The organism is Frankia nepalensis (assembly GCF_016786325.1).
GTDB lineage: Bacteria > Actinomycetota > Actinomycetes > Frankiales > Frankiaceae > Pseudofrankia > Pseudofrankia nepalensis.
Map to the genome: position 1 here is coordinate 1 of NZ_JADWYU010000396.1, position 11,859 is coordinate 11,859.

The 11,859-nt window shown below is 73.1% G+C and carries 9 protein-coding genes; 8 read left to right on the plus strand and 1 reads right to left on the minus strand.

All coding sequences use genetic code 11. The annotated features are described in order from the left end of the window. Positions 1-43: 43 nt before the first annotated feature. The gene (locus I6A81_RS42690; protein WP_203010541.1) at positions 44-1,060 is read right to left on the minus strand and encodes an LLM class F420-dependent oxidoreductase; all 1,017 of its coding nucleotides are present in this window, start codon (positions 1,058-1,060) and stop codon (positions 44-46) included. Positions 1,061-1,321: 261 nt separating this feature from the next. Here I6A81_RS42690 and I6A81_RS42695 point away from each other — a divergent pair, with 261 nt between their 5' ends. From I6A81_RS42695 to I6A81_RS42730, 8 genes are all read left to right on the plus strand, one after another. Beyond that, on the plus strand, positions 1,322-2,836 hold the full coding sequence (locus I6A81_RS42695; RefSeq protein ID WP_203006762.1) for an aldehyde dehydrogenase: 1,515 nt from the start codon (positions 1,322-1,324) through the stop codon (positions 2,834-2,836). Next, positions 2,833-3,540, plus strand: coding sequence for an EthD domain-containing protein (locus tag I6A81_RS42700; protein ID WP_203006761.1), 708 nt, complete (start codon positions 2,833-2,835; stop codon positions 3,538-3,540). Before I6A81_RS42695 ends, I6A81_RS42700 begins: the two co-directional genes overlap by 4 nt. A gap of 66 nt (positions 3,541-3,606) precedes the next feature. Then, entirely contained in the window at positions 3,607-4,725 is a 1,119-nt protein-coding gene (locus tag I6A81_RS42705) for an NDMA-dependent alcohol dehydrogenase (protein WP_203006760.1), read from the plus strand. 12 nt (positions 4,726-4,737) lie between these two features. Beyond that, the gene (locus tag I6A81_RS42710; RefSeq protein WP_203006759.1) at positions 4,738-5,817 is read left to right on the plus strand and encodes an NAD-dependent epimerase/dehydratase family protein; all 1,080 of its coding nucleotides are present in this window, start codon (positions 4,738-4,740) and stop codon (positions 5,815-5,817) included. A gap of 115 nt (positions 5,818-5,932) precedes the next feature. Beyond that, on the plus strand, positions 5,933-6,781 hold the full coding sequence (locus I6A81_RS42715; protein ID WP_203006758.1) for a TetR family transcriptional regulator: 849 nt from the start codon (positions 5,933-5,935) through the stop codon (positions 6,779-6,781). Positions 6,782-7,071: 290 nt separating this feature from the next. Next, the gene (locus tag I6A81_RS42720; protein WP_203006757.1) at positions 7,072-9,873 is read left to right on the plus strand and encodes an ATP-binding cassette domain-containing protein; all 2,802 of its coding nucleotides are present in this window, start codon (positions 7,072-7,074) and stop codon (positions 9,871-9,873) included. 112 nt (positions 9,874-9,985) lie between these two features. After that, the gene (locus I6A81_RS42725) at positions 9,986-10,456 is read left to right on the plus strand and encodes an Hsp20/alpha crystallin family protein (RefSeq protein ID WP_203006756.1); all 471 of its coding nucleotides are present in this window, start codon (positions 9,986-9,988) and stop codon (positions 10,454-10,456) included. A 196-nt stretch (positions 10,457-10,652) separates the two neighbouring features. Beyond that, positions 10,653-11,822 carry a ferritin-like domain-containing protein gene (locus tag I6A81_RS42730; RefSeq protein ID WP_203006755.1) on the plus strand — a complete coding sequence of 390 codons (1,170 nt, stop codon included), beginning with the start codon at positions 10,653-10,655 and terminating at the stop codon, positions 11,820-11,822. Positions 11,823-11,859 lie beyond the last annotated feature (37 nt).

Genomic DNA, 11,859 nt, shown 5'->3' on the forward strand with positions numbered 1-11,859 from the left:
GTCCCGGCCCACCCACCCCCACCGGCCGACGTCCGGCCAGCCGTCAGAGGAGGTCGGCCAGCGCGCGCAGGTGGGCGGGGTCGCGGACGCCGCCGACGAGCAGCGTGGTCACCGGGGAGTCGCGCCACAGCGCCAGCCGCTCGCGGACGCGGGCGAGCGGGCCGACCAGCGAGATCCCGTCGGCGAGGTCGTCGGGGACGGCGGCCGCCGCCGCGGCCCGGTCGCCCGCGAGGAAGAGCCGCTGCACCTCGGCCGCGTCGTCGGCGTAGCCGAGCCGGCCCATCAGGTTCAGGTGGAAGTTCACCGACTTCGCGCCCATCCCGCCGATGTAGAACGCGAGCGTCCACTTGACGACCTGCAGGCCAGCCGCCACGTCGTCGGTGATGTTCACGGTCACCGGGCAGGCGATCTCGAAGCCGGGCGGGGCGGCGGCGAGCGCGTCGGCGTAGGCCTTGGGGCCGCGCTCGGCGTGGTAGAAGATCGGCACCCAGCCGTCGGCGATCTCGGCGGCGAGCGCGACGTTGCGCGGCCCCTCGGCGCCCAGGTAGATCGGGATCCGGTCGCGCAGCGGATGCACGATCAGCTTGAGCGGCTTTCCGAGGCCGGTGCCGCCCGGGTAGGGCAGCGGGTAGTGCGGCCCGTCGTTCGTGACCGGCCGTTGCCGGGCCAGCGCCATTCGGATGATCTCGACGTACTCGCGGGTGCGGGCGAGCGGCTGGGGAAACGGCTGGCCGTACCAGCCCTCGACGACCTGCGGACCGGAGACGCCGAGGCCGAGGACGACCCGCCCGCCGGAGAGGTGGTCCAGCGTCGCGGCCGTCATCGCCACGCACGCCGGGGTGCGGGCGGAGAGCTGGATCAGGCCGGTGGCGAGCCGCAGGCGCCGGGTGTGCGCGCCGTACCAGGCGAGCGGACTCACCGCGTCGGAGCCCCAGGCCTCCGCGGTCCACAGCGAGTCGTAGCCGCAGTCGTCGGCGGTCGTCACCAGTTCCAGCTGGCCAGGCGGGGGGCTCGCCGGCCAGTAGCCGAGGTTCAGGCCCAGCTTCAGGTCCGCCGTCATCGCGTCTCCTTGGTCGTCCGCGCCCGCCGGTCGGCGGCCGCACCCGGCAGCGTTGCGGATTTCTAGAACTCGTACTAGTTTTTCGGCATCTGCTCCAGTGAGGCAGGTCACTCTCACGGCCACGTCACCACCGCGGCCTCGCGCGGCGGGTGGCTCGCGCCCGGACGACCTCACCCTCCGACGACCTTGCCCTCGGGCGACACCAACCCAGAGCGACGACTCGCAGAGCACAGCCGGGTCGACCGGCGGACGGAGGCGACGATGCAGGTCCACGACCGGCTGTTCATCGGCGGCACCTGGGCGGCGCCCGCCGGGTCGGGAACCATCGACGTGATCTCCCCGCACTCCGAGGAGGTGGTCGGCCGGGTGCCCGAGGGCACCACCGCCGACCTGGACGCCGCGGTCGCCGCCGCCCGGGAGGCGTTCGACCACGGCCCCTGGCCGCGGCTGTCCCCGGCGGAACGCGCGGACGCGATCGGGCGGGTCGCCGCGGTGCTCAACCGGCGCGCGGAGGAGGTCGCGAACACGGTCAGCACCGAGATGGGCTGCCCCGTCTCCTGGGCGCTGTTCGGGCAGGTGTACGCGGCGACGTTCGCGCTGGACTACTTCGCGAGCCTGGCCCGCGCGTACACGTTCAGCGAGGTGCGCGCCGGCATGATGGGCCCGGCGCTGGTCCGCCGGCTGCCGGTCGGCGTCGTCGGGGCGATCGTGCCGTGGAACGTGCCGCTCTACGTGACCGCCCTCAAGCTCGGCCCGGCGCTGGCGTCCGGCTCCACCATCGTGATCAAGCCGGCGCCGGAGACGCCGCTGTCGGCCTGGCTGCTCGCCGAGGCGGTCGAGGAGGCGGGACTGCCGCCGGGCGTGGTCAGCATCGTGCCGGCGCACCGCGAGGTCGCCGAGCACCTGGTCCGCCACCCGGGCGTCGACAAGATCAGCTTTACCGGCAGCACGGCCGCCGGCCGCCGGATCGCCTCGCTGTGCGGCGAGCGGCTGGCGCGCTGCACGCTGGAGCTCGGCGGCAAGTCGGCCGCGCTGCTGCTGCCCGACGTCGACATCGAGGCGGCGCTGCCCGCGCTGCTGCCCGCGTCGCTGATGAACAACGGGCAGGCCTGCGTCGCGCAGACCCGGTGGCTCGCGCCCCGCGAGCGCTACGACGAGATCGTCGAGGCGCTGGTCGCGAAGGTCGCGGCGATGAAGGTCGGCGACCCGCTGGACCCCGCCACCGAGGTCGGCCCGCTGGTCGCCGCCCGCCAGCGCGACCGGGTCGAGGGCTACATCGCCGCCGGCCGGGAGGCCGGGGCGAAGGTGGCGCTCGGCGGCGGCCGGCCAGCCGAGCTCGAGCGGGGCTTCTACGTCGAGCCGACGGTGTTCACCGAGGTCGACAACGCGATGCGGATCGCCCAGGAGGAGATCTTCGGGCCGGTGCTGTCGGTCATCCCCTACTCGGGCGTCGAGGAGGCGGTGGCGATCGCGAACGACTCCCGCTACGGCCTGTCCGGCTCGGTGTGGACCGCGGACCTGGACGCGGGCCTGGACATCTCCGCCAGGATCCGCACCGGGACGTTCAACGTGAACACGTTCATGCTCGAGAACTCGGCGCCGTTCGGCGGCTTCAAGGAGTCCGGCCTCGGCCGCGAGCTCGGCCCCGAGGGTCTGTCGGCCTACCTGGAGTACCAGACGGTGAACCTGCCGGCCGGCTGGACGCCGCCGGCCGCCGGGGGTGCCGAGGCCCAGGAGGCGGGGCAGGGTGCCGAGGCCCAGGAGGCGGGGCAGTGAGCGGGGGCGCGGCGCCATCGGATGCCTCCGCCGGCGGTGACCCGGCCTTAGCGGGGGCTGACGGGCCGCCGGCCGGGGAGATCCTGCTGTTCCTGTTCACCCGCAAGGCCGGGCTGTCCGAGGACCAGTTCCGCGACCACTACCTCAACGTGCACGCGCCCATGGCCCTGGCACATTCGACGGCGAAGCGGCGCTACATCGTCCGGCTCGTCGAGGGCGGCCACGAGCCGCTGCCGCTGGCGGTGGACGCGCTCACCGAGATCTGGACCGAGTCGTGGGACGCCTTCGTCGACCCGGCCAAAGGCTGGGACTCGGTGGAGAACTGGAAGCTCGTGATCGACGACGCGGCGAACTTCCTCGACGGTTTCCACATGTACAAGGTCAGCCGCGAGACGCTCGTCCCCGCCGGGGCGGACCCGGCCGGCCAGCCCCCGCCGGCCGCGAGGAGGGGTGCCGGCGAGCGCTCGGCCGGCGTCGTGCTCGCCCGGCTCTTCCTGACCGGCGAGGAGGCGGAGGAGGCGGCCGACGAGGCCGGCGGGCCGGACGCGATCGGCGGCACGGTCCGCTACCGGGTGCTCGAGACGCTGAGCCCCGGCGCGCCGCCGCTGCATGCCGTCGACCTGGTCTGGCTGCCCGACGCGACCGCCGCGCGTTACCGGCCACGCACGTACGTGCTCGGTGAGTACGTCCAGAAATGGCTGTAGGAGACGCGAAAATGATCTTCCTTCCCGTCTCCGGAAGCCACCTGTCGAACAGGGAGGCCTGACCGGATGCGTACCAAGGCGGCCGTGATGTGGGGGCGCGACGAGCCCTGGACGGTCGAGGAGATCGAGCTGGACCCGCCGAAGGCGGGCGAGGTGCTGATCCGCTGGCACTACGCGGGCATGTGCCACTCCGACGACCACCTGCGCACCGGCGACATGGGCTCCGGTCACCCGATCGTCGGCGGTCACGAGGGCGCCGGCGTCGTCGAGACCGTCGGGCCGGAGGTCCAGAGCGTGGCCCCCGGCGACCACGTGATCTGCACGTTCATGCCGAACTGCGGGCAGTGCCGCTGGTGCGCGAGCGGCCGGTCGAACCTGTGCGACCTGGGCGCGAACCTGATGATGGGGTATGGCGTGGACGGCACCGCCCGTTTCCACGCCCGTGATCAGGACTGCGCGGCGATCTGCTTCCTCGGCACGTTCAGCCAGTACGCGGTGCTGCACGAGCGCAGCGTCGTAAAGATCGCCGACGACATCCCGATGGACGTCGCCGCGCTCGTCTCCTGCGGGGTGCCGACCGGCTACGGCTCCGCGGTGCACACCGCGAGGGTCGTCCCCGGCGAGACGGTGGTCGTGGTCGGCGCCGGCGGAGTGGGGATGAACGCGGTCCAGGGCGCCCGGATCGCCGGCGCCGAGCGGATCGTCGTCGTCGACCCGGCCGCGGCCAAGCGGGACGCCGCGAAGCTGTTCGGCGCGACCCACACGGCGGCGAGCCTGGACGAGGCGACCGCGCTCGTCCGGGACCTGACCTGGGGCGTGATGGCCGACGCCGCGATCATCTCCGTCGGCGTGGTCAAGGGCGACGAGCACATCGCGCCGACGATGGCGCTGGTCTCCAAGGGCGGGCGGGTCGTCGTCACCGGGGTCTCCCCCGCCCAGGACAGCGACGTGAAGCTGTCGCTGTCCGACCTGACGATCTTTCAGAAAGAGCTGCGCGGCACCCTGTTCGGCGCGTGCAACGCCCGGGCGGACCTGCCGACGCTGTTTCGGCTCTACCGGTCCGGCCAGCTCAAGCTGGACGAGCTGATCACGAACCGCTACCCGCTCGACGAGATCAACACCGGGTACGCCGACATGCTGTCCGGCCGCAACATCCGCGGCGTCATCGTGCACGACGTGAGCTGACGGAGGCACCCGATGGCGGACACCGCGGCGGATGGCACGAGCTACGACCAGCTCGCCGCGCCCGGCGGCGCCGGCGCGGACCGGTACGCCGCGCGGGCGGTGACGGGCTCAGGGCCGGTCGGGCCCGTCGACCTGGTCGACCGGACCATCCTCGTCACCGGCGTGACCGGGCAGGTGGCGCGGCCGCTGGCCACCGCGCTCGCGCGGACCAACACGGTGTACGGCGCGGCCCGGTTCACCGACGCGGCGCTGCGCGACGGCCTGGAGGCCGCCGGGGTGCGCTGCGCCCCGGCGGACCTGGTCACCGGCGACCTCGCGGCGCTGCCGGAGCGGGTCGAGTTCGTGCTGCACTTCGGCGTGGTCAAGTCCAACCGCTGGGACGTGGACCTGGACGGCAACGTCGGCGGGACGCTGGCGCTGGCCGAGCGCTACGCCGGGGTCGCGCGGGCGTTCCTGCACTGCAGCTCGGGGGCCGTGTACGCGCCGGACCACGACGGGGTACTGGCCGAGGACCACGAGCTCGGCGACAGCCACGCCGTCTGGCCGTTCCTGCGGACCTACAGCGTGTGCAAGATCGCCGCCGAGGCCGCGGCCCGGTACGCGGCCCGCCGGTACCGCCTGCCGACGACGATCGCGCGTCTGGGCGTCCCCTACGGCCCGTCCGCCGGCGGGCTGCCCGACTACCACCTGCAGATGATGGCCGCCGGAATGGCCGTGCCGGTCTACGGCGCGAGCGAGGGAGCGGCGACCCCGACCCGCTACCAGCTGCTGCACGACGACGACACGGCCGCCATGATCCCGGGGCTGCTCTCGGTCGCGGACGTGCCCGCGACGGTGCTCAACTGGGCGGGACCGGAGACGGCGTCCGTCCAGGAGTGGTGCGCCGAGCTCTCGGCGCTGACCGGCCTGCCGGCGGTGCTGGAGTACACGACGGCGACGCTCGGCAGCGTGGTCATGGACCTGACGGTGCTGCGCGAGCGGGTCGGGGTGGCGCGGGTGCCGTGGCGCGACGGCCTGCGGGCGATGGTCGCGGCCCGTCACCCGAGCCTCCTGCGCGCCGGCGCCGGAGCCGAGGCCAGCGCTGGGACGTAGCCGCCCGGGCACCGCCCTCGCCGGGACGGCCAGCTGACCCCGCGTCAGCACTCGGTGAACAGGGTCACACGGCCAGATTCTGACGACCCGTCGGGTGTCGCCTTACGCTTACCGCGTGTCTCCCGCCGACGCCCCTGCCCTGGACAAGCCCGCCGCCAAGCAGGCGGCCACCCGCGCGGGCGGCCGCGCGCGCTCGCGGACAGGCGCGAAGGCCGCCGCCACGCGGCTCGCGGTCGGCGCGGAGACGGCGCCGGGGACCGATCTGCCGGGGACGGATGCGGCGGGGACGGAGCCCGTGGACGCCCGCGCCGAGCTGACGCCGCCGCGGGCGGCGGACGGCCGGGTGCCCGGCCGGCGAGGGCTCGCGACCCGGGCCCGGCTGCTGGAGTGCGCGGCGGCGATGCTGCAGACCACCCCGTACCGGGAGCTGACGGTCACCGACATCAGCCGCGAGGCGGGCACGTCGCCGGCGACGTTCTACCAGTACTTCGTCGACATGGAGACGGCGATGCTCGCGCTCGCCGAACAGGTCGCCGACCAGGGCGCCGAGCTGTCCGGCCTGGTGGGGACCAAGCCGTGGCGCGGCGCGGCCGGCTGGCACAGCGCCCAGGCGCTCGTCGACGGGTTCCTGACGTTCTGGCTGGCCCACCAGCCGGTGCTGCGCGTCGTCGACCTGCTCACCGAGGAGGGCGACGTGCGGTTCCGCGGCGCCCGGGTGCGGATGCTCAACGCGATCACCCGCGCGCTCGCCGGGGTGATCGAGGAGGCGCAGACCCGCGCCGGCCGGCGCGCCGAGCTGGAGCCGATGGCGATGGCCAGCGCGCTCGTCTCGATGCTCGCGCACGTCGCCGCCCACCAGCCCGGGTTCGAGGCCTGGGACATCCACGTCGCGGACGTGCGCGAAGCCATGGTCCGCCTCGTCTTCTGGGGCGTCACCGGCCCGAAGGTCCCGCGCGTCCTGTAACGGCCGGTCGACCAGCCGTGTGCTGGTCGTCAAGGTGACAGATCCGCGTTCCCCTACCCGTTCCGCCCGGGTACCGCACCGCACTAGCCTGCGTGGCGGACATTGGGTCAACATGTGCGCGATCATTGTTGTGCGTCCGGAAGCTCACGGATGTTCGGACGGCCGCGGATACGCGATCCTGATCCTCGCCGGCGGGACCGGCGATCCTGGCAGTGACGGATCGTGGCAGTGACAGATCGCGGCAGGACGGCTCGCGGCAGTGACAGCAGGGGCAGGGCGGAGGGGGACGGGTGGCTAGCACCACGCTTCGGGTGACGACGTCGACGGGCGAGGTGGTTCTCGCCGGGGTCGACTCCGCGGTGATCGGCCGCGCCCGCGCCTCCAACGTTGTGATCAACGACAGTCAGGTCTCGCGGCAGCACGTCCTGCTCGCGCCGTCGGCCGGCGGCTGGCGGGTGGTCGACAACAGCGCCAACGGGATGTTCCAGGACGGCCGCCGCGTCTCCGAGCTGGAGGTGCGCCCCGGGGAGCAGGCCAGGCTGCGCCTCGGCGGCGTCGACGGGCCCGAGGTGGTGCTCGCCGCCGTGGCCGGTGCCCCCGGGTCGGCCCCGGCGGGGCCGCCGGCCGCCCCGCCGCAGTGGTCACCTCCCCCGCCCGTGCCCGCGCCGCCCGCCCCGGCGCCGTACCCCCCGGCACCGCACACCCCGGCACCGCCCTACCAGGCCGCGGGCTCAGTGGCCGCGGCGAACGCGTCGTTGCTGCCGACGGCGCGCGCCGGCCAGGCCGGCATCCCGCGGGTCGCCGGGCCGGTCGACCCGACGACCGGCTCGAGCCCGTCCGTGCCGGCGGCCCGCAAGACCCACCCGATCAGGCCAGGCGGCAAGATCCGGCTTGGCCGGTCCCGGGACAACGACGTCGCCGTCCCCGACCTGCTCGCTTCCCGGCACCACGCCGAGCTGTACCTGCACCCCGGTGGCGGCGCCGAGGTCGTCGACCTGGACACCGCGAACGGCACGTTCGTCAACGGCCAGCGCGTGGCGCGCGCCCCCGTCGGGCAGCGGGACGTGATCGCGATCGGCCACCACCTGTTCCAGCTCGACGGCACGAACCTCGTCGAGTACCACGACTCCGGCGACGTCGCGTTCGAGGCCGCGAACCTCAACGTCTGGGCCGGCACCAAGCAGCTCATGCACGACATGACGTTCCGGCTGCCGGCGCGTTCGCTGCTCGGCGTCGTCGGTCCCTCCGGCGCGGGCAAGTCGACGCTGCTCAACGCGCTCACCGGCTTCCGCCCGGCGGACGCCGGCACCGTGCGCTATGCCGGCCGCGACCTGTACGACGAGTACGACGAGCTGCGCCGCCGGATCGGCTATGTGCCGCAGGCGGACCCGCTGCACGCCCAGCTGACCGTCCGTCAGGCGCTCGAGTACGGCGCCGAGCTGCGCTTCCCCGCCGACACCACCGCCGAGGAGCGTCGCGTCCGCGTCGAGGAGGTGATCGGCGAGCTGGGCCTCACCCAGCACGCCGACAAGCCGGTCTCGGCGCTGTCCGGCGGCCAGAAGAAGCGAACCAGCGTCGCGCTGGAGCTGCTGACCCGCCCGTCGCTGCTGTTCCTCGACGAGCCGACCTCCGGCCTCGACCCGGCCAACGACCAGGCCGTGATGGACACGCTGCGGGCGCTGGCGAAGGGCGGCGGCGCCGGCTCGGCGGACGAGCAGGGCCGCACGGTCATCGTCGTCACCCACAGCGTGCTGTTCCTCGACCGCTGCGACTACGTGCTGGTGCTCTCCCCCGGCGGCTACGTCGCCTACTTCGGGCCGCCGGACGGCGCGCTCACCTACTTCGGCAAGCGGGACTTCAAGGACTTCGTCGACACCTTCCGGGACCTGGAGAACACCCCGGGCGAGCAGATGGCGGCCCGGTTCCGCGCGTCGGGCGACTTCGTGCCGTCCGCGATGGTCGCGCCGTCGGTGCGCGCCGCCCCGCCGCCGCTGCCGAGCCTGCGTCAGCAGCCCGTCTCGGCCCAGCTGTCGACGCTGACCCGCCGTTACCTGAAGGTCATCCTCGCGGACAAGTCGTACCTGCGGCTGATCGCGCTGTTCCCGGTCCTGCTCGGGATCGTCCCCCGGGTGATCCCCGCGCCCGACGGGCTCGGCTTCGTGTTCACGGACGACGGGCAGCCCACGATCAACACCGACGCGACGACGGTGCTGGTCGTGCTCGTGCTGTGCGCCTGTTTCATGGGCATGGCGAACTCCGTCCGCGAGATCGTCAAGGAACGAGATATCTACCGCCGGGAACGCACCATCGGCCTGTCCAGAACCGCCTATCTTGGCTCGAAGATCATCGTTCTGACCGGCATCACGACGCTGCAGTGCATCGTCTTCACGCTGATCGGCCTGCTCGGGCGCACCCCGGAGGAGGCGGTGCTGCTGGGCTCACCGCTGATCGAATGCCTGGTCGCGATCATCGTCGCGGCGATCGCCTCGATGATGATCGGCCTGCTGGTCTCGACGCTGGTCGACAACGCCGACAAGACGATGCCGTTCCTCGTGCTCATCACGATGGGCCAGCTCGTGCTTGCCAGCGGCATGTTCCCGGTGAACAACCAGCCGGGCCTCGGGCAGCTGAGCTGGCTCGCCCCGGCCCGCTGGGGCTTCGCCGCGCTGGCCTCGACCGACGACCTCAACAACGTGGTGGGGCGCGGCCGCCCCGGTGGCGACCCGATCGACAGCCTGTGGAAGCACAACGCCGGGATCTGGTTCCTCGACATCTTCATGTGCCTGCTGCTCGCCGTCGCCATGCTCTACCTGACGACGATCATGCTGCGCCGCATGGAGCCGAAGGTCGGCCGCCCGGCCGCCGCCGGCGTCGCCGCGAGCGCCGTCGCCGCCTACGGTGCCCAGGGCGCCCCCGGCGCGCCGGGCATGCCCGCTCCTGGGATGCCTGGTCCTGGGATGCCTGGTCCTGGCGGCTACGGTCCGCCCACCGGCGCCCCCGGTTACCCGCCGCCCGCTCCGACGCCCTGGCCGCCGCACCCCGGCGCCGGGCAGCCGCCCGCGCCCGGGCAGTGGGGACCGCCTGGCCGTTAGCCGCCGCCTCGCTCGGTAGGCGAGCCGGCCAGTGGGTAGGGCCAGACATGACGGTGAACCGACCCGTTTCGACCCGAGGCCCCGGCCGACGGCACGATCCGAGGAGGAACCGATGGCACTTCCCACACGCGGCGACCGTCCGATGCTGGCCCGCTGGGACCCGTTCCGGGAGATCGAGGACGCCTGGTCGAAGATGGGCAGCCTGCTCGGCGACGTGGTCAGCGGCGGGGCGCCGGAGGGCCGTACCTTCGGGACGCTGACCAGCATGGTCACGCCGGTCGACGTCGAGGAGACCGATGACGCGTTCGTCGTGGAGCTCGACCTGCCCGGCGTGGCCCGCGAGGACGTCATGATCGATCTGCGGGACAACGAGCTGGTCGTCAGTGGCGAGATCAGGGAGCGCGAGCGCACCGGCAAGCTGCGCCGCCAGACCCGGCGCGTCGGCCGCTTCGAACACCGCGTCACTCTGCCCGGCGAGGTCGACCCCGACTCCGTCCGTGCCACGCTGCGCGACGGCGTGTTGACCCTGCAGTGCGCCAAGCGGCAGGTGTCCCACCCCAAGCGCATCGAGATCGAGCCCTGACGCCCCGGCGAAAAGTGACTCGCGGGTAGCAAAGTGGTCGTCGGGGGTGTGCCCCGGCGTCGGATTTGGCACGATCGTGGCCTGTCCGAACCACCGTTCTCGGACGCCGGAGGGGGTCGGCGGCCGGGGACGATGGCCGATCGATCCTCCGCCCGTCGTCGCGCAGCCGGTGGGCCGGGAGAGGGGGCCGAGCGTCATGTCCACCTACCCGCGGTACACCGCTCCCGTCGCGCCGGTGACCTGGGACGTGCCGGCCGCCGGGGCGGCCCGCTTCAGCTGGGAGTACGACGAGGGGCGGGAGCGCCTGCTCGCCCTGTACCAGAAGGGCAAGGACAAGCAGTGGGACGCGGGCACCCGGATCGACTGGTCGCTTGACGTCCCCCACGGCCGGCCGCTCGGGCTGCCGGACGAGGCGATCGCGATCTACGGCACCCCGACGTGGGACAAGATGTCCGACGCCAACCGGGACGAGCTGCGCCACCACCTGGCCTCCTGGCAGTTCAGCCAGTTCCTGCACGGCGAGCAGGGGGCGATGATCTGCAGCGCCCGGATCGTCGAGTCGGTCCCGGACCTGGACGCGAAGTTCTACGCGACGACGCAGACCATCGACGAGTCCCGCCACGTCGAGGTCTACGCGCGGTTCGTGCACGAGAAGCTCGACGTCGTCTACCCGATCAACGAACACCTGAAGGTGCTGCTCGACCAGACGCTGTCCGACAGCCGCTGGGACATTCCCTACCTGGGCATGCAGGTGCTCATCGAGGGGCTGGCGCTGGCCGCGTTCGGCCTGCTGCGGGACATGACGACGCTTCCGCTTCCCAAGCAGATCCTCTCCTACGTGATGCAGGACGAGGCCCGCCATGTCGCGTTCGGCCGGCTCGCGCTGCGCGACTACTACCGCGAGCTGACCGACGCGGAGCGCCGGGAGCGGGAGGAGTTCGCCGCCGAGGGCTGCTATCTGATGTACGAGCGGCTCAACGGCGCCGAGGTGTGGAGCAACCTGGGACTCGACCGGCGCGAGAGCACCGAGCTGGTGATGAAGTCGGACTACTTCCGGGCCTTTCAGACACTGTTGTTCAGCCGGATCGTGCCGTGCATGAAGGACATCGGTTTGTGGGGGCCGACGATCCGCTCCGCCTACCAGAAGCTTGGTGTCCTGAACATGGCCGACGTCGACCTGGGCGCCATGATGGCCGCCGACGAGCGCGCCGCCGAGGACCTCGACCGCGCCCGGGCCAGGGACGCGGCCCGCGAGGAAGCGGCGCTCGCCGCCCGGCGCGCCGAGGTCGCCGCCACCATCGCCGCCGGCACGCCCGCCCCCGCCGAGCCGGCCGACGTCGCCGAGGCCCTGCCCGCCATCCCCTGACGCCCCGGCGGGCTGGCACGGGCACACCGACGCGGGC

Coding starts and splice junctions, on each gene's coding strand:
- I6A81_RS42725 (WP_203006756.1), top strand. CDS start 9,986: ATGGCACTTCCCACACGCGGCGACCGTCCGATGCTGGCCCGCTGGGAC.
- I6A81_RS42690 (WP_203010541.1), bottom strand. CDS start 1,060: ATGACGGCGGACCTGAAGCTGGGCCTGAACCTCGGCTACTGGCCGGCG.
- I6A81_RS42730 (WP_203006755.1), top strand. CDS start 10,653: ATGTCCACCTACCCGCGGTACACCGCTCCCGTCGCGCCGGTGACCTGG.
- I6A81_RS42705 (WP_203006760.1), top strand. CDS start 3,607: ATGCGTACCAAGGCGGCCGTGATGTGGGGGCGCGACGAGCCCTGGACG.
- I6A81_RS42710 (WP_203006759.1), top strand. CDS start 4,738: ATGGCGGACACCGCGGCGGATGGCACGAGCTACGACCAGCTCGCCGCG.
- I6A81_RS42695 (WP_203006762.1), top strand. CDS start 1,322: ATGCAGGTCCACGACCGGCTGTTCATCGGCGGCACCTGGGCGGCGCCC.